Genomic DNA, 19,212 nt, shown 5'->3' with positions numbered 1-19,212 from the left:
TGTTCGATAGAGTCCCGCCATGGAGCAGCGGAAGCACTGGTGGAACGGGAAGTGGGGGAGGCTGGCCCGGCGGGACGTCTTCCTGCGGGTCGACGCCGACCGGTGGCACGTCGAGCAGCGCGCCGGCGGGGCCGAGGGCATCTCCCGGTTCTACGAGTACGGCAGTGCGGACGAGGCCGAGGACACCGTCCGGGCTCTCCTCGACGGCCCGGACACCTGGCGGGAGTTGTCCCCCCGCCCGCCGGGCAGCTGGACCCTCCCGAACAGCTGAGCGGGCTCACCGCTCCAGGCCCGGCCGGGCGGCCGCTGCGACGCCCCCTGCCGTCACGGCCCGGCACCCTCGGCACCCGGCACCCGGCACCCGGCACCCGGCTACCCGGCACCCGCGGCGTCCCGCGCCGGGAGCCGGTAGCACTTTTCAACGATATGACTCTGAGGCATTTTTATGACTCAGAGTCATATCGCTCTCCAGCGCGGCCGCCGCCCGGCCGTCCATCCAGCCCGCCTGAGCGTAGGCACGGCGTGTCGCGAGCCCACACGGTGTCGACCCGCCCGACACGGCCGCCCAGCCCGCCCCTGCACGGCGTCGGCCGGCCCATGCACAGCTCGGCCGGTCAGGCACGGCGTCGGCCCGGAGCGGACCGGACTGCCGGGCTGGCTGAGCGTCCGGCGGGGTGGCGGGGTACGGCGTTTAGCGGCGCGCCGACCCGGGAACCGCGATGTGATGGACCAGCAGGACGCGCAGCAGGCGACCATCTCGCGGATCACCACCGGGATGCCGGTGATCGACTCAGCCGGCACCGAGGTCGGAACGGTGGACCTCGTCCAGCGGGGCGACCCGAACGCGGTGACCGTCCAGACCTCGACCGCCGACCCGGGCAGCAGCCTGGACGAGCTGATCGAGTCGACCGCGGTCGAGGAGCCGGACGTCCCGGCCGACCTGGCCGCGCGGCTGCTGCACAGCGGCTACCTGAAGGTGTCGACGGAGTTGACCCGTACCGGCGCGGTCTACGTGCCGGCCGACCGGATCGGGTCGGTGGCCGACGGTCGGGTCCTCCTGGCCGTCGGCGTGGCCGACCTACCCCCCGAGGAGTGATCCGCCGGCCCTGGCCCGTCGGCCGGCGGCTCGGTGGGCGGGAGGCGGCGGCGGTGGAAGAGCAGCAGCATCAGGCAACCGGCGGCCAGGCCCCAGAACGCGCCGCCCACCCCGATCAGCGTCACCCCGGAGGCGGTCACCACGAAGGTGACCACCGCGGCCTCCCGGGTCGCCGGATCGGCCACCGCCGAGGCGAGCGCGGTCGCGAGGGCGCCCAGTAGGGCCAGCCCGGCGACCGCCTCGATGAGGATCGGTGGGGCGACCGCGACCAGCGCGGTGGCCGCTCCGGCACCCAAGCCGAGCAGGGCCAGCCCGAGCCCGGCGGTGATCGAGGCGATCCACCGGCGCTCCGGGTCGGGGTGCGCGTCGGGGCTGGCGGCGAGCGCGGCGGTGATCGCCGCCAGGTTCACCGCGTGCCCACCGGCCGGGGCGGCGAGCAGGCTGGCCAGGCCGGTGGCCCGCAGGGCGGCGCCGAACGGCGGCCGGTAGCCGTAGCCGACCAGCACGGCCATGCCGGGTACGTTCTGCGCGGCCATGGTGACCAGGAACAGCGGAAGGGCCAGCCCGACCAGCGCGGACGCGTCCCAGGCCGGCATGGTCAGCGTGACCGACGGGACCAACGCGGCAGCGGTCAGGCCCGCCGGCGGTGCGGTCGCCGCGATCGCCGCCACCGCCACCACCAGCGCGCCGGGCACCGCCCAGCGGCGGGCGAACCGGTGCAGCGCCAGCCAGGCCACCACCACCGGGCCGGCCACCAGGGGCAGCTCGACCAGTGCGCGGACCGGGGCCGTACACAGTGGCAGCAGCACCCCGGCGAGCATCGCACCGGCCACCGGCTTGGGGATGGCGGCCACCGCGCGGCCGAGGGGCGGGAACAGCCCTGCGGCGACGATCAGCGCCCCGGAGACGAGGAAGGCGCCCACCGCGACCGGCCATCCGCCCGGGGGCGGCCCGGTCGCGACCAGCAGCGCCGCGCCGGGTGTCGACCAGGCCACGCTCATCGGGATGCGGTGCCGCCAGCCCAGCCAGGCGGCGGCGAGCCCGCACGCCACGCAGAGGGCGAGCAGCCCGGAGGCGGCCTGCGCGTCCGACGCGCCGGCCGCACGGAGCCCGGCCAGGACGACTGTGAACGAGCTGGCGAAGCCGACCAGCGCGGTCACCACACCCGCCAGCAGTGGTTGCACACGTCCGGCCATTCGACTCCCCCGACTGTTCCGTTTACGGAACGACAACGTGTAGCACCATAGTCGGGTGCCGCAGCCACCACCAGCCCGCCGCCCGGGCCTCGACGTGGATCCCGTCGTCGTCGGCCGCCGGGTTCGCGCCCTACGCGAGGAGCGGGGCATCTCGCTGTCCACACTGGCCCGGCTCGCCGGCGTCGGAAAGGCCACCCTCTCCGGCCTGGAACACGGCACCCGCAACCCCACCCTGGAGACGCTCTGGGCGGTCACCGCGCAGCTCGGCGTACCGTTCACCGCCCTGTTGGCCGAACCGGCGGCCGAGCCGATCGTGCACGGCACCGCCGTCACCGCCACCCTGCTGGAGGTGTTCACCGACACCGACGCGACCTACGAGCTGTACCGGATGCGCGTCGCTCCGGGCGTCGTACAGACCTCTCCCGCCCATCAACCAGGCGTGACCGAGCACATCACCGTCTTCGCCGGAATGCTGCGCGCCGGGCCCGCCGACGCGCCGCTGACCGCCCCGGCCGGTGGCCACCTCCGCTGGGTGTCGGACGTGCCGCACACGTACGCGGCAGTGGGTGACGAGGAGGTCGCCGCCAGCCTGCTGCTGCGTTACCCGCGCCGCTGAGACGCGGTCCCGGCGGCGCATATCTCAATCATTTTCGCCCCACGCAGTAGTGCGTAGAGACGAAGGCAGGGTCTTCTTGGCAAGCTTGACCCCATGACGCTGATCCTCCGCTCGGTCATCCTCAACGACATCGGCTTGGTTCGCACCAACAACGAGGACTCCGCCCTCGCCGGTGACCGCCTGATCGCCGTCGCCGACGGCATGGGTGGGCTGCCCGCGGGTGAGGTGGCGAGCGAGATCGTGATCCGGATCCTGGACGAGCTGGCCCCGCCCACCGACCCCGACAGCGCCGCCGACGCCCTACGCGCCGTGGTCAGCACCGCCAACCAGCGCATCCACGCCGCCATCACGGTCGACCCGGCCCGGGAGGGGATGGGCACGACGCTCACCGCGGCGCTGCTGGCCGGGGAGACGCTGGTGCTGGCCCAGGTCGGCGACTCCCGCTGCTACCTGCTGCGCGACGGGGAGCTGACCCAGCTCACCCGGGACGACACGTTCGTGCAGGCGCTTGTCGACCAGGGCACGCTCTCCCCCGACCAGGCCCGTCACCACCCGCAGCGGTCGCTGGTGACCCGGGCCGTGCAGGGTGCCGACACCCCGCCGGCGGTCGGTGTCCTGACCGTGGTGCCCGGCGACCGGCTGCTGCTGTGCAGCGACGGGCTCTCCGACTACGTGGAGGACGACGCCATCGCGGCGGCGCTGGGCATGTACTCCGACCGTCAGCAGTGCGGCGAGCAGTTGGTGAAGCTGGCTCACCACGCCGGTGCTCCGGACAACGTGACAGTCGTGGTCTCCGACGTGGTCGCCCGCTGACCTCACCCGACCCGCTCGACGGTTCGCGGAACCGGTCGGATCGGGTTCGGCCGCCTCGGTAGGTAGTTGTGCCATCTAGCTTGCACCGCTACTGTCCGACGCGTGGATTCCGACCGGCGCGGGCAGTGGCTGCGAGGGGTGCTCGACATCTGCGTGCTGGCCCTGCTGGCCGAGCGCGAGTCCTACGGCTACCAGCTCGCCCAGGCGCTCGACGCCTCAGGTGTGGGGCCCATCCAGGGCGGCACGCTCTACCCCGTGCTGCTGCGCCTGCAGAAGACCGGCCTGGTCACCGCGCAGTGGCGGGAGGGCAACGCCGGGCCGGCCCGCAAGTACTACCGGCTCACCGACGACGGGTACGCGGCGCTCCGCGCGGGCGGCAGCGCCTGGCTCGCCTTCGTCCAGCCGGTGAACGACATCGTCACGAAGGGGGTCACCCGGTGAACGCCGACGATTGGCTGCGGACGCTCACAGCCGAGTTGCACCAGCGCCGGGTGGCACCGGACGCCGCCCGACACGTGGTCGCCGAGGCCGCCACACACCTGCGCGACGGGGGCGGTGACCCCTGGGTCGTCTTCGGTCCACCCCAGCAGTACGCGGGAGCGGTCGTGGAGAGCATCGGCACCGCGCCCGGACCACGCCCCGGGCCGGTTCGGCTGCACGCGGCAGGCATCACCAAGCGGTACGGACGGCGAACCGTGTTGCGCGACGCCACGCTCACCGTCCGGGCCGGTCAGATCGCCGCCGTCGTCGGCGCGAACGGCTGCGGCAAGAGCACCTTCCTGCGCATCTGCGCCGGGCTGATGTCACCGGACGCCGGTGAGGTGACCGTCTCCGGGAAGCTCGGCTACTGCCCGCAGTCCGGCGGCACCGCCGACTTCCTGCTCGCCGACGAGCACTTCGTGCTGGTCGGTGCCGGTCAGGGGATGGCCCGGGGCCCGGCCCGTCGCGCCGGTCGGGCGGCGGCACGTCAGCTCGGTTGGGAGGCGGGCGGGGACGTGCAGGCCCGCCACCTGTCCGGCGGCACCCGGCAAAAGCTCAACCTGACCATGTCCACGCTCAGCGCCCCCGACGTGCTGCTGCTCGACGAGCCGTACCAGGGCTTCGACCAGGGCACCTATGTCAACTTCTGGGACCAGCTCAGCAGCCTGCGCGACGCCGGGGCGGCGATCGTCGTGGTGACCCACCTGCTCAACCAACTCGACCGGGTGGACATCGTGCTCGACCTGACCCCGGCACGAGAGACCGAGTGGCACGCGCCCGGCATCCAGGGAGGTCACCAGTGAACCGGCTCGTCACCGTCGCCGAAATGACAGTGCGGGAGCTGCTGCGGCGTCGAGGCGTACTCCTGCTGTTGTTGTTGATGCCGTTGACCTTCTACCTGATCCGGCGGGACGCCTACCTCGGGCAGTCGGTCCGGTCGCTGCTTCTCGGCGTGGGCTGGGCGGTGAGCACCGCCGCGCTGTTCGCCACGACCGCGGCCCGCGAGCTGGAACCGAGGCTGCGGATGGCCGGCTACCGCCCACATCACCTCTACCTCGGTCGGGTGCTCGGTCTCTGGACGGTGGGGCTGATCATCTCCGTGCCGTTCTTCCTGCTCCCCATGGTCGACGGCGCGGAGCTGCGGTACGCCGGCCTGGCCGCCGCGCTGCTCTGCTCCGTCGCGGTGGCGGCGCCGTTCGGGATGCTGATCGGCGCGCTGCTGCCTCGTGAGATGGAGGGCACGCTGCTGCTGCTCACCGTGGTCACCGTGCAGATGCTGATCGATCCGGCCGGGTCCGGGGCGAGGTTGACGCCGTTCTGGTCGACCCGGGAGATCGCCACCTGGGCGGTGGACCACACCGACCAGGGCTACCTCTCCCGGGGCCTGCTGCACGGACTCGTCGTCACCACCCTGCTGGCCCTGGGCGTTGCCGCCGTGTCCAGCGTCCGCCTGCGCCGCCGCCGACACCTGCGCCAACTGCCGGTCGGCTGACCGCGCTGGTCGACATCGACGGCGGGGATCGGCGAATCCGGTTGCTGCCACCTCGGCGGCGGGTTGAGATGGACGAATGACCATCCGCCGGGTGACCGCCGACGACCGTCTCACCACCAGCTTCCCGCTGGCCGCGTACGCCTTCGAGTCCTCGCCGCTCGGCGCCGCACGCATCGACGAGTTCCGCGACTACCTCCCCTACCAGGAGGACAACCGGACGTTGATCGTCGAGGAGGGCGGTGCCACGCTGGCCGCCGTCTCGGCCATCCCGATGCGGCAGAACCTGCGCGGGGTGGTGCAGCCGATGGCCGGCGTGGCCTCGGTGGCGACCCACCCGCTGGCCCGCCGGCAGGGGCACGTCCGGACGTTGCTGCACCAGCTCCTCGACGAGATGCGCGACGAGGGGCACACGCTCAGCGCGCTCTACCCGTTCCGGCCCAGCTTCTACGCCCGGTTCGGCTACATCGGGCTGCCCAAGCCACGCCGGGTCACCTTCGCCCCGGCCCACCTGGGGTCGCTGCTCCGCGTGGACCTGCCCGGCGAGGTGAGCTGGGAACGCATCGCGGCCGGCTATCCGGTGTGGCGGGCGTTCACCGAACGCAACCTCCAGGAACGGCACGGCTTCTCGATCTTCCCGGACTACCGGGCGGCCGGAATGCGCGACCGGGACGAGTACTGGCTGGTGACGGCCCGGGTGGGCGGGGAGGTCACCGGCGCGGTGACGTACCGGATCGACGGGCACGGCGGCACGCTGCACGGCAACGAGATGCTGTACGTCGATCCGCTCGCCCGGACGTTGCTGTTGCAGTTCTTCGCCCGGCACGTCGACCAGATCGAGCGGGTCAGCGTCCAGGTCCCGCCCGACGAGTTGCCGGAGCTGTGGCTGACCGACCTGGACGTGCACGTGGAGGCACGGACGGCCGTACCGGCTTCGTCGGCCCCGATGGCCCGACTGCTGGCGATGGACGCGTTGCGTGGGCTGCCCGCCGGGCCGGGTCGGGTACGGGTCGAGCTGACCGGGGACCGTTGGCTGGCCGGCACCCACCTGCTGGACGGCACGACCGGCACGGTCGAGCTGGTCGACGACACCACCGGCGGTACGCCCACCGCCACCCTGACCGCCGCCGGTCTCTCCGCCCTCGCGTACGGGGTGTTGGACCCGGCAGAGCTGCCGTTGCGGGGCCTGGGCGAGGTGCCTGCGGACGCCGCCGCCGAGCTGCGCGGCATCTTCCCCCGTCGGGTGCCGTGCCTCTTCGCCGACTTCTGAGCTCCCTTAACCAGGGGTTGAACCGGCACGGCGAATTCGTCGCGACACCGTCGCGGCTCCTAGCATCACCTGGTGCGCATGACGTCGCTTGCCGCTCTGCTCGTCCTCGGTGTCGCCACCGCGACCCTGCCCGCCTGCGCGGCCGACGATCCGGCTCCCGCTTTCCAGTCCGGCTCGTCCACCCCGCCGACGGCAGTGGTGACCGGCGACCAGGACGCCTCCCCGGGGTCCCGGGACGGCCTCGGTGGCCCGGGGGCCAGCGCCAGCCCGAAGCCCGCCGGGAAGCTCCTCGCGGCCGGAAACCCGAACGGCAGGGCCAGCGTGCCGGCCGAGGCGCGGGCGGTGGACACCTCGAAGCCGACCCGGACCGTCGGCACCGGCACCCCGGCCAGCTGCACCTCGGCGGCGGTCGTGAAGGCGGTCGCGGCGGGCGGTGTCATCACCTTCGACTGCGGCCCGGCACCGGTGACGATCAAGATGGCCGCCACCGCGAAGGTCCGCAACGCCAACGGGCCGAAGGTCGTGCTGGACGGCGGCGGCAAGATCACGCTGAGCGGCCAGGGTCAGCGCCGCATCCTCTACATGAACACCTGCGACGAAGCCCAGGGATGGACCACCTCGCACTGCCAGAACCAGGATCACCCGCAGCTCACCGTGCAGAACCTGACGTTCGCCGACGGCAACTCCACCGGCGACAAGGCCGAGGGCGGCGGCGGTGGGGCGATCTTCGTGCGCGGCGGCCGGTTCAAGGTGGTCAACTCGCGCTTCGTCGGCAACCGCTGCGACCGCACCGGCCCGGACCTGGGTGGCGCGGCCGTCCGGGTGCTGAGCCAGCACGACAACAAGCCGGTGTACGTGGTCAGCAGCACCTTCGACGGCGGCTCCTGCTCGAACGGAGGGGCGCTGAGCAGCATCGGCGTGTCGTGGGTGGTGCTGAACAGCCTGCTCAGGAAGAACGAGGCGATCGGCAGCGGAGCCAACCCGGCCAAGTCCGGCACGCCGGGCGGCGGCAGCGGCGGTGCGATCTACTGCGACGGCAACGAGTTCACCGTCCGGATCGCCGGCACGATCATCGAGGACAACAAGGCGAACGAGGGCGGCGGCGCGATCTTCTTCGTGAGCAACAACCGCACCGGCACGATGCGGATCGAGAGCTCGACACTGCGCCGCAACCCGAGCGGCAGGTTCGAGACCCGCGGGTTCCCCGGCATCTTCTTCCTGGGCGCAAAGAACCCCACGGTGACGGGCTCCAAGCTGTCCTGACGCTCCACTTCTCTTCGTTGATCAAGAGGTTTCGGTCATCGGAGGCGCCTTCTCTGACCGAAAGCTCTTGATCAACGCGGTCAGTAGGGGTTGCCCTGGCCCGGGGGGCGGGCTTTGAGGAGGGCGGTGGGGCGGCCGGGCAGGTCGCGGGTGCCGGACAGCGGTGGGCTGCCCGTGTGGTCGCCGTCGGCCATCCCGGCGAAGAGTTCCTTGAGGGCCGCCAACGCGTCGATGGTGGGCCGCCAGCCCAGCTCGGTCTCGGCACGTTCGCTGGACATCAGCGGGGCGTTCAGACCCAGCTCCACCCAGCCCGCGTCGACCGGCTGCAGCCGCGCCCGCCAGCTCAGCGCCGCCGCCGCCCGCAGCACCGGCGCGGCGACCGGCACCGTCCAACCGTGGAAATGCCGGGCCACCAGCTCCGGAGTCAGCACCGGGTCCGCGGCGACGTTGAAAGCGCCGCGCACATCACCCAACACCGCCCGGGTGTACGCATCAGCGACGTCGTCGGCGTGCACCGCCTGCATCCGCAACCGGCGGTTCGTCGGCACCAGCGGAATCCGACCGAACCGCAGCAGCCGCACCGGCGCCAGCGGGCCGAGGAAGTAGCGGGTGATCTCCACACCGGCGGCCCGCTGGAAGATCAACCCGGGTCGCATCCGCACCACCCGCAACGTGGGGTGATCCCGCTCGACCTCGTCCAGCAGTGCCTCCACCTCCGCCTTGTGCTCGCTGTACGACGAGCCGGGCACACCGGTGGCCGGCCACCGCTCGCTGATCGGGTGGTCCTTCGGGCCGGGCGCGTAGGCGCCCACCGACGAGGCGTACACCAGGGCCGGCACTCCGGCCCGCACCACCCCGTCGATCACCGCCCGGCTGCCGTCGACGTTGGTCCGGCGCAGCACCCGCTGGTCATGGCTCGGCTGGATCTGCCAGGCCAGGTGCACCACCGCGTCCGCACCCCGGAACACCTCGGAAAGCTGCCCCATCGCGCCCGGCGCGCCGATGTCGCAGGAGTGCCACTCCACCTGGTCGTACGGCTCACCGGCGTCCGGGCCGGGCAACCGCCGAACCACCCCGGCCAACTCCACGCCCCGCTCCCGGCGCAGCCGCCGCAGCAATGCCGTACCGACGTTGCCGCTGGCCCCCACCACCACGATCCGCATGCCCGACCCCGTACCCGCCCAGCCGCAGCTCAACCACCCACCCAGGCTCGACGCCCGCCTGTTCTGTCCGAGCTTGCCCACTCGGGCCATCCAGCAGCCCACACGGGTGATATCAATCCCCCATGTCCCGATCTCTCGCCCGCGGACTTCTCCGCGGGACGTTGACGCTCGCCCTGGTCACCTCGACAACGGTCCTCGGCAGCGCGGTGGCACACGCCGCCACCCCACGACTGGCGCTAACCGCGCTCTCCTTCGAACACTCCACGGTCGATGCGACCCAGGACAACGGGTCGAACCGGCTGACCTTCACCGCCACCAACACCGAACCCGACGCGCAGTACCTCGCGGGCACCGTGACGCTGCGCATGCGCAGCTCGGTGACCGGTGAATGGCTGGGGCACGACCGTGTCGTGCAGTTCGACTACAACTCCGGCTGGGGCGACGTCGAACTCGTGTCGGGCACCCCCCGAGAGGCGACTTTCGCGTACCACATGCCGGTGCGCCGCTACTCCGACGCGACCACGGCGACCTGGGAGGTCACCAAGGTCACCCTTCGTGGCGACGACATCTCCGCGACGGTCGGCGCCGCCAAGTTGAGCACCTTCCCGGGCTACCGCTTCACGGCGACCACGCTCATCGACTCGTCCGCACCGACGTTCAGCTCCCTCGCGCTCTACAACGGGCGCGACCCGTACTTCTACGTCAAGGACGACCCCGCCCACTTCGCGATCGACCTGACTGTCGACGACTACCAGTCCGGCTTCTGGAAGGGCTCGATCAAACTGGTCGGCCCGGGTGGGCAGAGCATCAGCACGCAGATCGACTGGGCGCGCGACGAATACAGCACCGCCTTCCGGTGCGGCCTGTCGACCAGCGGTGACGCCGACGGCCACTACATGCCGTGTTCGATGGAGATGAAGTTCCCGCCGGGCACCGCACCGGGGAGCTGGCGGGTCGCCCAGATCATCCTGATCAACAACGCGGGCGGCCGGGCCACCTACAAGAACCCCGCCGGCCCGTCGATGGTGGTGACGTCCAACTCGACCCTGCAGGCCACCGACTTCGTCGTGTCGCCGAACCCGGTCAACAACTGGCGCGCCGACGTGACCACCGAGCTGTCGATGGCGGTCAGCGGCGCCGTCCGCGGCATCTCCCAACTCGACGTCACCTTCGAGGACCAGTGTTCGACGACCGGGCAGCCCTACACCACGGCCGACGGTAGGCTCGCCGTCCGGGTGCTGGTGTCCAGCCGCGCACGCGGCTGCGAGGTGAAGAAACTGTCCGTCCGGGACGGCGCCGGAAATCTCGCGCTCTACGGTGCCGACGCGTCGGCACCGGACCCGCAGATCTCGATCGACCAGGTGCCCAGCACCGAACCGCCGACGGCGCTCAGCGCCGCGCTCGATCCGGCGTCGATCCCGTTGAGCCAGCTCGCCAACCAGAACATCAGGCTCACCGTGCAGGCCGAGGTGAAGGTCGCGCCCGTCACGAACATGCCGGTCTACGTGTACGACGCCGACGGCGACGTCGTGTTCCAGACGTCCGGATACGGCAGCCAGGCACCCGACGGCTCGCTCACGTACGACATCTGGCTCGGCTACCGGGATCTGCAGATCGGCGAGTACACGGTCGGCTTCGAGCTGTCCGATGCCAGCGGCCTCCGCACCTACTGGAACATGCCGGACGTCTCGAGCAGCCTGACCCTGCCGGGCGGTCCGGTGGTGCTCACCATCACCGAGGGCTGACGCAGGGCGGGGCGGGCCACCGATCTTCGCGTGGCCCGCCCCGCCTGTTCTGTCCGAGCTTGCCCACTCGGGCCATCCAGCAGCCCACACGGGTGATATCAATCCCCCATGTCCCGATCTCTCGCCCGCGGACTCCTCCGCGGGACGTTGACGCTCGCCCTGGTCACCTCGACAACGGTCCTCGGCAGCGCGGTGGCACACGCCGCCACCCCACGACTGGCGCTAACCGCGCTCTCCTTCGAAAAGCCCACAGTCGACGCCACGACGACTGCCACCGCCGTCAACCGACTCACGTTCACCGTCACCAACACCGACCCGGAGGCCGAAACGGTCAGGGGTGTGGTGACCCTCCGCACGCGCAGCACGGTGACCGGCGAGTTGGTCGGCCACGAGCGACTAGCGCACTACCTCTACGGCTCGACCTCGGAGAACGCCGACTACGTCTCCGGTACGCCGCAGCAGTCGACCTACACCTACGACTTCCGGGTGCCGCGCTTCTCCGACTCGGCGACCACGACCTGGGAGGTCACCAGGGTCACCATTCTGGCCGGCGAGCGGGAGACGACCGTCTCCGGCGACAAGCTGCAGGCGTTTCCGGGCTCCCGATTCGTCGCACAGACCACGATCGACGCATCCGGCCCCACCGTCGACACGATCCAGTTGGCCGGCACTGAGCCCTTCCTCTACGTCGACGACAAGCCCGCGTCCTACGCCTACACGTTCAACGTGCAGGACTACGGCTCCGGTTTCTGGAAGGGCACGCTCAAGGTCGCCGGCCCCGGCGGCCAGAGCGTGACGACGCCGTTCACCTGGGAGCGGCCCGCCAACAGTTGGGGGGGCATCACCTGCGGCGGCACCGACACGAGCGGAGGCGAAGAGGCGACCTACGTGTCGTGCACCGTTCTGGTGACGCTCCCGGCCGGCGCCACTCCCGGCAACTGGCGGGTCGCGCAGCTCGTGTTGTTCAACAACGCCGGCGTCCGCACCACCTACCAGAACCCGACGACGCCGTCGGTCACCGTGACCTCCAACTCCACCGTGCAGGCGAGCGAATTCGCTGTCTCCTCCACCGAGGTCAACAACTGGCGCGAGGACGCGATCGTCGAGCTCTCCGTGGCGGTCACCGGCGCCCTTCGCGGCGTGGCGTCAACCCGCTTCTGGTTCGACAACGGCTGTGGGCAGTCGGCCCCGCCGGTCACCAGGCCGGACGGTCACCTCGCCGTCACGGTGCGGGTCAGCACCGGCACCGAGGCATGCTCACTGACCGGTGTCGCGATCGTCGACGGGGCCGGCAGGGCGGCGCTGTACGGCTCGATGTTCGGTGCCCCCGACCCGCAGATCCGGATCACCCGGGTGGCGAGCACCGAACCCCCCACGGCCCTGGGCGCGACTATCAGCCCGAAGACGGCGCCGGCCAGCGAGCTGTACGACCTGCCACCGGTTGAGCTCACCATCTCCGCCGCGCTGAAGGTCGCACCGGCGCGGATCGCCGCCACCTACGTCTACGACGTCGACGGCAACGTGGTCTACCAGTCGTGGGGCAGCGGGGACCAGGCCGAGGACGGCACCCTCACCGACCACCTCTACCTCGCCTGGTACGGCCTCACGGTCGGCGAGTACACGATCGGCTTCACCCTGACCGACGCGGCCGAGCGTTCCACCAGCTACGGCGTGCTCGGCGACCAGTCCAGCGAGCCGATGCCCGGCGGACCGCTGATCTTCACCGTCACCGAAGGCTGAACAGCCGTGTGCGCCCCCACCAGTCGACAGGACGGTGGGGGCGCACACGATCAGGCTTGAAGATCAATTTCGCTGCTCCAGGCGGGGCGGACATCAACCGGAGCCCCGACGGTCGGGTAACCTGAGCGCGCGGGCCGCTAGCTCAATGGCAGAGCTGTGGACTTTTAATCCATAGGTTCAGGGTTCGAGTCCCTGGCGGCCCACCACAGACCCCTCTGGCAGCAACTGCGACGGGCCGCATCTGCCCTTTTCCGACACCGTCGCCCGATCTGTCGAGCCCGTCTCACCCACGACCGCACCATCTGCCCGACCACGGACGGCGACCCGACCCTTCCTCACGACGGGTGGTTGCGTCGTTCCCGGTCGCGTTGCAGTCGCCGCGTCGCAACCGCGACGGCTACCAGTAGGACCACTAAAATCGGACAGGCGTAGACGACGGCGAAGCCCAATCCGGTGTTCGCACCGATCTCCCCGGCGGTCAGCACCCGCCAGAACCAGCCGACGATGGCACCGACCCCGACCAGCGGAAGCAGAACCCACCACCAGCCGAAGGCGATCTTGCGGGTGTACGTGCCCAGGACCAGAACGCCGAACGCACTGATGGCGCCGATGCACGCCAGGACGCCGACGATGCGCTCACCTGCGGGACTCAGGTTCAGCGGACGGATCACGTAGTCGAGGTCGACGCCCTCAGCGTCGAGTTGCCGCGCCGCCTCGTTGGTCTGGTCGCCGACGATCCACCAGAACACCACCGTCACGGCCACGATCAAGACGACGGCCGCCACCTTCAATGACGCTTGATTCTGTTTCGCCATGCGTTGTCACCCCTTCGCGCGAACCTGTTTTCTCGGCTGGTCGCCAAGCATTGCGGGCGCAGGTAGTGCGAGGCTTGAGCACTGCTACTCACATGGTCTGCACAACCCGTCCGACCGGAACGGCAGCAGCGGACGGAACCGCCGGCTCATCCGCCCGGCGTCGGCCCGAACGCGAGGACCGGCGCAACGGACGGTGCGACGGGAGTCGGGCCGTCAGGCGGGATGCCTGAGGTCAGCGAGCGACGAGTTGCGCGCGGGCTCGCATCAGTGCGAAGCCGAGGAGGTTCTGGCCGCGCCACCGGACGGGGTCCTCGGCACGCGGATCCGTGGCCGCCAGTCCGATGCCCCAGACGCGATCCAGCGGGCTGGCTTCGACGAGTACCCGATTGGCCGTACCGGACAGATACCGCCCGAGGTCGGGGTGCTGGCTGAACTTCGCCACGTTGCCGGCGACGACCAGGTCGAAGCGGTGCGCGTCCCAGCCGGCCTGGTCGAAGTCGCGTACCTGCCGACCCAGGGCCTTGACCACGTTGGGGTGCGATGCCGTCAACATCTGCGCGGCGATCGCCTCGTCACCGAACAGCCGAGCCTTGCCGACCATCATGTAGTGCTCGGCCGTCGGGTAACGCACGCCGTCCACAGTGAACGGGGCCGGCCACCACTGGCTCAGGCACCCCGGCCCGATGCTGCCGTCGGGTTGGGGCTGGTGGCCCCAGAAGAACAGGTACTTGGGACGCCCACCATCGGCGACCAGCGCCTGCAGTGCGGGCAGGTCGTACGGCAGGGGATCCGTCTCGGGCACGTCCAGCAGGGTGCCAGACCGGTAGGACGACACCGGGCGCCAGGGTCGGGATGCTTCGGAGCCTGGCGTACGCGGCCGACGCAGTTATCCTCTTCAAGTGCTGGCCTGTGGAGATCGTTGACGCGGGGTCGGCGCTGCGAAGGGACTATCGACATGCCCCGTGTGGTACCGGCGGTCAACCGCGCACTCGACGTCCTCGAACTGTTCGTGGACTGCCCTGAACTGTCGGCCCGCCAGGTGATGGAGCGGCTCGACCTACCCCGCACCACGGTCCACGAACTGCTCGTCACGCTTGAGGCCCGTTCGTACCTGATCTCCGTGCCGGGCCAGCCGGTGCGTTATCGGCTCGGCATGCCGCTGTTCCAGCTCGGTGCGGCGTTCGCCGGGCGGCTTGATCTGGTGCGTGAGGCGCAGTGCGTCGCGCGGGACGTGGCCGCCGCATGTGACGAGGCGGTCCACGTGGCGGTGCTCGACGGCGCGGATGTCATCTACCTGGTCAAGTTCGACAGCACGCACCCGGTCCGGATGGTGTCTGCGGTCGGGCGGCGGCTGCCGGCACACTGCACGGCGGTGGGCAAGATCCTGCTGTCCAACCTCGATCCGGCCGGCCTGGACGCCGTCCTGACCAACGGCGCCCTGCCCGGGATGACGCCGGCCAGCATCACCGACCCGGAGCGGCTACGCGCACACCTCGCTCGGGTGCGGGCGGACAGCGTCGCGGTGGACATCGGTGAGTCTGACACGGCCATGCGCTGCGTCGCCGCGGCGATCCGGGACCATTCCGGTGCGACCATCGCCGCGATGAGTCTGTCCGCGCCGATCATCCGCTGGACGGCTCAGGCGTACCGGGAGTGGACCGAGCTGGTTCGCGAGGGTGCGGCCACGTTGTCCGCCCGCATGGGCTACCGGGCGCTGCCTCGATAGCCCGCCTCCCGTTTTCGGTTCGAAACACCATCGAAACATTGACATTCTTCTCAGGGCTGTTCTAGCGTCGCGACCACTTGATGCGGTATTTCGAACTGAGTTCGAAATTTCGAACGGCGGTGGTCCCGTGGCCCGACCGAACTGGAACATCAGCACCGCCTTCTCGGCCTGGTCGCCGATCGCCTCAACGCACTGACCGATGCGGGCGACGCGCATCCGTGGTCGCCGTCATGAAGACACACCTGTTGCACGAGCTACGCCCTCGGCGTGCCGTGCCGCGGGGACTTGAAGGAGGCGAATGTCAATGGGAAACAACCCAGCCTGGTCACGACGCGGCTTTCTGGGGATGGGGGTGGGGGTGCTCGGCGCAGCCGGCCTGGCCGCCTGCGGTGGCGAGTCCGACTCGCCCCCCAAGGTGCAGCCGGAGGTTCCGCAGGAGCTGATCGACGCCGCCGCGGCGATGAAGGGCTCCTCGATGGGGATGCTGTCGCAGAAGCTGTACTCGACGGCGGCGAACGAGGCACTCGACAGCTCGATCAAGAAGTTCGCCGACACCACCGGGACGAAGATCGAGAACAGCCTGGTCCAGGCCGACGCCGGTGACGTCGTCGCCAAGATCCACGCCGAGGTCGAGGGTGGGGTGGCTCGTGACCTGGCGTTCATGACCGACTCACGCTTCGTCGCGCAGTTCCAGGCGCTGGGCGACCTCGAAGACGTGACGGACGTCGTCCAGGCACTGACGGCCAAGTACGGCGAACCCTGCGCCGAGGCCAAGAACTTCTGCGTCTTCGACGGCAAGTGGTTCGCGATCCCGTACCACTTCATCGGGATCGGGTCGTTCCTGCGCAAGGACTGGATGCAGGACAAGGGCATCACCCCCAAGGACATCTACAGCTGGGAGGAGCTGCGGGACGTCTGCCTGGAGATCTCCGACCCGGCCAAGCGCCGGTTCGGCTGGGGCATGACGGTGAACCGGTCCGGTGACGGCAACGGCATGATCGAGGCGCTGATCAACGCGTACGGCGGGTCGATCGCCTCCAACGACGGCCGGAAGGTCACGTTCGACTCCCCCGAGACGGTGCAGGCGGCGACCTTCCTGGGCGACATCTACACCAACCCCAAGTACAAGCCGATGCTGCCGCCGGGGATCGCGAGCTGGACCGACACCAGCAACAACGAGAACTGGCTCGCCGGGATCCTCGGCTACACCCGCAACCAGTTCAGCGTCTACGCGGACTCCCGGACCAAGAAGAACCCGGTGCACGCGAACACCCACGTGTTCTCCGACTGCATCGGCCCGGCGACCAACAACCCCCTGCTGCTCGGCCAGTCGCAGGGTTTCGTCGTCTTCAAGGGTGCCAAGAACCCCGGGCTCGCCAAGCTCCTGGCGCAGTACCTGGTCAGCGCACCGGCCCTGCTCGGCGTGGCGAAGGAGGCGCCCGGCCTGGTGATGCCCGCCTGGGAGAAGGTCTGGGACGCCGACCCGTTCTTCACCAGCGGCGACCCGGCGTTTCCCATGCTGCGCAAGATCACTGAGCTGAAGCTGCCGCTGAACACGAAGAACGGCCTGTCGTTCCCGCAGAAGGCCAGCGCGGGCCAGCAGGCCGTCGGCTCGGCCTACGTCCTCACCGACATGATGCAGCAGATCGTCCAGGGAACCGCTCCGGCGCAGGCCGTGAAGGCCGCCCACGCGAAGATGGTGCAGATCTTCAACCAGCAGGGGCTGCGGCAGTGAGGTCGGTCCGTCCCGCGCGGGTCCCGGCGGCGAGGAGATCCCTGCCGTCGGGGCCCGGCTCCCTCACCGTGACCCAGCGCCGACTGGGTCGTGACTGGCGGCTGGCGACACTGTTCCTGGCCCCGATGGCCGTGCTGGTCGGCGGTCTCGTGCTGGTGCCGATCGCCCGGTCGATCCTGACCAGCACCACCGAACGACACGGGCAGGACACCGTGTTCGTCGGCCTGGACAACTACCTCGCGCTCATCGGCGACGACCAGTTCCACACCGGCGTGGTGAACTCGTTCGTCTTCACCGCGTACGCCGAGATCTTCAAGGTCGTGTTGGGTCTGTCGGCGGCCCTGCTGCTGCATCACCGGCGTCGTGGGCGGGCCCTGCTCACCGGGTTGCTGCTCGTGCCGTGGGTGGTGCCGACGGTGGTGACGGCGTTCAGCTGGCGCGCGCTGCTCGACCCGATCTTCGGCAGCGTCAACACGCTGCTCACCGCCACCGGGATCGGGCCGTTGCTGGCCAGCGCACACCTGGTCGACACCTGGCCGGCGGGTTGGCTGTCCGACCCGGAGCTGGCCATGCCGTCGGTGATCCTCGTCAACGTCTGGAAGGGGGTGCCCTTCTTCACCGTGTGCTTCCTGGCGGGGTTGAAGGCCATCCCGGCGGACCTCTACGAGGCGGCGACCATCGACGGTGCCTCGTCGGTGCAGCGGTTCATGAACGTGACGCTGCCCGGGTTGCGCCACGTGCTCACCGTGACGGTGACCCTGTCGTCGATCTGGACGTTCAACAACTTCGACCTCGTCTGGCTGCTGACGCAGGGCGGCCCGGGCGACGTGACCGCGCCGTACGTGCTCGTCGCCTACACGAAGGCGATCCTGCAACTGCAGTACGGCGCCGGTGCGGCGGTCACGCTCGTCATGCTGCCGGTCATCGGCGGGTTGGTGTTCGTCCTGGTCCGGTTGCTGCGCCAGGACACCACCATCAGACTCCCCCGGCGACGCCAGGCAGCGTGGTGGGCCGGGGCGCGGCGGTGGGCCGCGACGGCGCGGAAGGCGCTGCCGTGGGTCGTCACCGCGGTGGTCACCGGTCTGCTCTTCTGGGCGTCGCCGAAGATCTTCTGGAAGGCGGCGGTGGTCCTCGGGGTGATTCTGCTGATCGCGGTGGCGGTCGGCCGGGTGGTCTCGACCCTGCAGTCCCGGGGTGGTCGACGGTCGTCGTCGGCGGTGTCGGGACTGGGGTCCTGGGTCGCGCTGGCCGGGTTGCTCTTCTTCGTGCTCGGCCCGCTGTACTGGATCGCCGTCACGGCCTTCAAGTCCGAGGGCCAGGTCGTCATGCGCACCGACGACCTGTGGCCGACCCCGTGGACCCTTGAGCAGTTCGGTGCCCTGTTCGACAACCAGCCGTTCGGCCGCTGGTATCTCAACACCCTGCTGGTGTCCGCGGCGTCCACCGCGGTGGCGCTGATCTGCGCCGCCCTGGCGGGCTACGCGCTGGCCCGGCTGCGGTTCCGCGGGGCGCAGGGCTTCACCGTCACGGTGCTGCTCACCTATGTGATGCCGGGCGCGCTGCTGTTCATCCCGCTGTACCAGATGCTCATCGGCGCTCGGCTCACCGACTCGTTGTGGTCACTGGTGGTGACGTACCCGACCTTCACGCTGCCGTTCGCCACCTGGCTGCTGGTCGGCTACTTCTCGTCGATCCCCATCGAGTTGGAGGAGGCCGCGCTCGTCGACGGCTGCACCCGCCTCCAGGCGTTCGGCCGGGTGGTGCTGCCGCTCGCCAAGCCGGGGCTGCTGGCGGTCGCGCTCTTCACCCTGACCAACGCCTGGAACGAGTTCCTGTTCGCCTTCGTGTTCATCACGAAGGACGAGTACAAGACGCTCCCCGTCGGGATGCAGTCGATGATCGCCGGCGACGTCGTCCCACAAGGACAACTCGCCGCGGCGTCGCTACTCGTCAGCATCCCGGTGGTGATCATGTACGCCCTCGGGCAGCGCTTCCTGACCGAAGGACTCACCGCGGGGGCGGTGAAGGGGTGAGGTGACGGGCCGCTGGTGCCGATCGCGCACCA

18 protein-coding genes and 1 tRNA gene are annotated in these 19,212 nt (G+C 70.3%); 15 read left to right on the top strand and 4 right to left on the bottom strand.

Annotated features, from left to right (window positions below; translation table 11 throughout):
• Positions 1-19 precede the first annotated feature (19 nt).
• Both O7616_RS06415 and O7616_RS06410 read left to right on the top strand, forming a co-directional pair.
• Entirely contained in the window at positions 20-271 is a 252-nt protein-coding gene (locus O7616_RS06415) for a hypothetical protein (RefSeq protein WP_088951051.1), read from the top strand.
• 453 nt (positions 272-724) lie between these two features.
• Positions 725-1,096, top strand: coding sequence for a hypothetical protein (locus tag O7616_RS06410; protein WP_282263217.1), 372 nt, complete (start codon positions 725-727; stop codon positions 1,094-1,096).
• Here O7616_RS06410 and O7616_RS06405 read toward each other — a convergent pair.
• Complete coding sequence (locus O7616_RS06405; RefSeq protein WP_282306009.1) at positions 1,009-2,292, bottom strand: benzoate/H(+) symporter BenE family transporter; 1,284 nt, start codon at positions 2,290-2,292, stop codon at positions 1,009-1,011. The genes O7616_RS06410 and O7616_RS06405 overlap by 88 nt on opposite strands.
• Positions 2,293-2,347: 55 nt before the next feature.
• On the opposite strand from O7616_RS06405, the gene O7616_RS06400 reads away from it, so the two are divergent.
• From O7616_RS06400 to O7616_RS06370, 7 genes are all read left to right on the top strand, one after another.
• Complete coding sequence (locus O7616_RS06400; RefSeq protein ID WP_282306008.1) at positions 2,348-2,908, top strand: XRE family transcriptional regulator; 561 nt, start codon at positions 2,348-2,350, stop codon at positions 2,906-2,908.
• Positions 2,909-3,001: 93 nt separating this feature from the next.
• Positions 3,002-3,721 carry a protein phosphatase 2C domain-containing protein gene (locus O7616_RS06395; protein WP_282263222.1) on the top strand — a complete coding sequence of 240 codons (720 nt, stop codon included), beginning with the start codon at positions 3,002-3,004 and terminating at the stop codon, positions 3,719-3,721.
• A 102-nt stretch (positions 3,722-3,823) separates the two neighbouring features.
• Positions 3,824-4,162, top strand: a complete 339-nt coding sequence (locus O7616_RS06390) for a PadR family transcriptional regulator (protein ID WP_282306007.1) — start codon at positions 3,824-3,826, stop codon at positions 4,160-4,162.
• Positions 4,159-5,004 carry an ATP-binding cassette domain-containing protein gene (locus tag O7616_RS06385; RefSeq protein WP_282306006.1) on the top strand — a complete coding sequence of 282 codons (846 nt, stop codon included), beginning with the start codon at positions 4,159-4,161 and terminating at the stop codon, positions 5,002-5,004. Before O7616_RS06390 ends, O7616_RS06385 begins: the two co-directional genes overlap by 4 nt.
• Positions 5,001-5,693 carry an ABC transporter permease gene (locus O7616_RS06380; RefSeq protein ID WP_282306004.1) on the top strand — a complete coding sequence of 231 codons (693 nt, stop codon included), beginning with the start codon at positions 5,001-5,003 and terminating at the stop codon, positions 5,691-5,693. Before O7616_RS06385 ends, O7616_RS06380 begins: the two co-directional genes overlap by 4 nt.
• A 76-nt stretch (positions 5,694-5,769) precedes the next feature.
• Positions 5,770-6,960, top strand: coding sequence for a GNAT family N-acetyltransferase (locus tag O7616_RS06375; protein WP_282306003.1), 1,191 nt, complete (start codon positions 5,770-5,772; stop codon positions 6,958-6,960).
• A gap of 78 nt (positions 6,961-7,038) precedes the next feature.
• Complete coding sequence (locus tag O7616_RS06370) at positions 7,039-8,223, top strand: hypothetical protein (RefSeq protein ID WP_282307548.1); 1,185 nt, start codon at positions 7,039-7,041, stop codon at positions 8,221-8,223.
• 80 nt (positions 8,224-8,303) lie between these two features.
• Here O7616_RS06370 and O7616_RS06365 read toward each other — a convergent pair whose 3' ends face one another.
• The gene (locus tag O7616_RS06365) at positions 8,304-9,386 is read right to left on the bottom strand and encodes an NAD-dependent epimerase/dehydratase family protein (RefSeq protein WP_282306002.1); all 1,083 of its coding nucleotides are present in this window, start codon (positions 9,384-9,386) and stop codon (positions 8,304-8,306) included.
• Positions 9,387-9,508: 122 nt separating this feature from the next.
• On the opposite strand from O7616_RS06365, the gene O7616_RS06360 reads away from it, so the two are divergent.
• From O7616_RS06360 to O7616_RS06350, 3 genes are all read left to right on the top strand, one after another.
• Positions 9,509-11,131 carry a hypothetical protein gene (locus tag O7616_RS06360; RefSeq protein ID WP_282306001.1) on the top strand — a complete coding sequence of 541 codons (1,623 nt, stop codon included), beginning with the start codon at positions 9,509-9,511 and terminating at the stop codon, positions 11,129-11,131.
• Between the two features lie 108 nt (positions 11,132-11,239).
• Positions 11,240-12,871, top strand: a complete 1,632-nt coding sequence (locus O7616_RS06355) for a hypothetical protein (protein WP_282306000.1) — start codon at positions 11,240-11,242, stop codon at positions 12,869-12,871.
• Between the two features lie 131 nt (positions 12,872-13,002).
• Positions 13,003-13,077: transfer RNA gene (locus O7616_RS06350), tRNA-Lys, on the top strand.
• Positions 13,078-13,206: 129 nt separating this feature from the next.
• Here O7616_RS06350 and O7616_RS06345 read toward each other — a convergent pair.
• Both O7616_RS06345 and O7616_RS06340 read right to left on the bottom strand, forming a co-directional pair.
• Complete coding sequence (locus O7616_RS06345; protein ID WP_282305999.1) at positions 13,207-13,656, bottom strand: hypothetical protein; 450 nt, start codon at positions 13,654-13,656, stop codon at positions 13,207-13,209.
• A 262-nt stretch (positions 13,657-13,918) separates the two neighbouring features.
• The gene (locus O7616_RS06340; protein ID WP_282305998.1) at positions 13,919-14,488 is read right to left on the bottom strand and encodes an NADAR family protein; all 570 of its coding nucleotides are present in this window, start codon (positions 14,486-14,488) and stop codon (positions 13,919-13,921) included.
• 153 nt (positions 14,489-14,641) lie between these two features.
• On the opposite strand from O7616_RS06340, the gene O7616_RS06335 reads away from it, so the two are divergent.
• The 3 genes from O7616_RS06335 (at position 14,642) to O7616_RS06325 (ending at position 19,180) form a co-directional block, all read left to right on the top strand.
• Positions 14,642-15,412, top strand: a complete 771-nt coding sequence (locus O7616_RS06335; RefSeq protein WP_282263231.1) for an IclR family transcriptional regulator — start codon at positions 14,642-14,644, stop codon at positions 15,410-15,412.
• Between the two features lie 304 nt (positions 15,413-15,716).
• Positions 15,717-17,147: an extracellular solute-binding protein gene (locus O7616_RS06330; RefSeq protein ID WP_282305997.1), complete on the top strand. Its 1,431-nt coding sequence runs from the start codon at positions 15,717-15,719 to the stop codon at positions 17,145-17,147.
• Positions 17,148-17,215: 68 nt separating this feature from the next.
• Positions 17,216-19,180 carry an ABC transporter permease subunit gene (locus O7616_RS06325; RefSeq protein ID WP_282305996.1) on the top strand — a complete coding sequence of 655 codons (1,965 nt, stop codon included), beginning with the start codon at positions 17,216-17,218 and terminating at the stop codon, positions 19,178-19,180.
• The last annotated feature ends 32 nt before the right edge of the window (positions 19,181-19,212 follow it).

This window comes from Micromonospora sp. WMMD964 (assembly GCF_029581455.1).
GTDB lineage: Bacteria > Actinomycetota > Actinomycetes > Mycobacteriales > Micromonosporaceae > Micromonospora.
Note: the sequence above shows the minus strand (reverse complement) of the source record. Positions and strands in the feature narration are given on the sequence as shown.

Bases quoted from the DNA above. Each gene is read 5' to 3' on its own strand.
- O7616_RS06415 (WP_088951051.1), top strand. From the start codon at position 20: ATGGAGCAGCGGAAGCACTGGTGGAACGGGAAGTGGGGGAGGCTGGCC.
- O7616_RS06410 (WP_282263217.1), top strand. From the start codon at position 725: ATGGACCAGCAGGACGCGCAGCAGGCGACCATCTCGCGGATCACCACC.
- O7616_RS06405 (WP_282306009.1), bottom strand. From the start codon at position 2,292: ATGGCCGGACGTGTGCAACCACTGCTGGCGGGTGTGGTGACCGCGCTG.
- O7616_RS06395 (WP_282263222.1), top strand. From the start codon at position 3,002: ATGACGCTGATCCTCCGCTCGGTCATCCTCAACGACATCGGCTTGGTT.
- O7616_RS06375 (WP_282306003.1), top strand. From the start codon at position 5,770: ATGACCATCCGCCGGGTGACCGCCGACGACCGTCTCACCACCAGCTTC.
- O7616_RS06370 (WP_282307548.1), top strand. From the start codon at position 7,039: ATGACGTCGCTTGCCGCTCTGCTCGTCCTCGGTGTCGCCACCGCGACC.
- O7616_RS06365 (WP_282306002.1), bottom strand. From the start codon at position 9,386: ATGCGGATCGTGGTGGTGGGGGCCAGCGGCAACGTCGGTACGGCATTG.
- O7616_RS06360 (WP_282306001.1), top strand. From the start codon at position 9,509: ATGTCCCGATCTCTCGCCCGCGGACTTCTCCGCGGGACGTTGACGCTC.
- O7616_RS06355 (WP_282306000.1), top strand. From the start codon at position 11,240: ATGTCCCGATCTCTCGCCCGCGGACTCCTCCGCGGGACGTTGACGCTC.
- O7616_RS06335 (WP_282263231.1), top strand. From the start codon at position 14,642: ATGCCCCGTGTGGTACCGGCGGTCAACCGCGCACTCGACGTCCTCGAA.
- O7616_RS06330 (WP_282305997.1), top strand. From the start codon at position 15,717: ATGGGAAACAACCCAGCCTGGTCACGACGCGGCTTTCTGGGGATGGGG.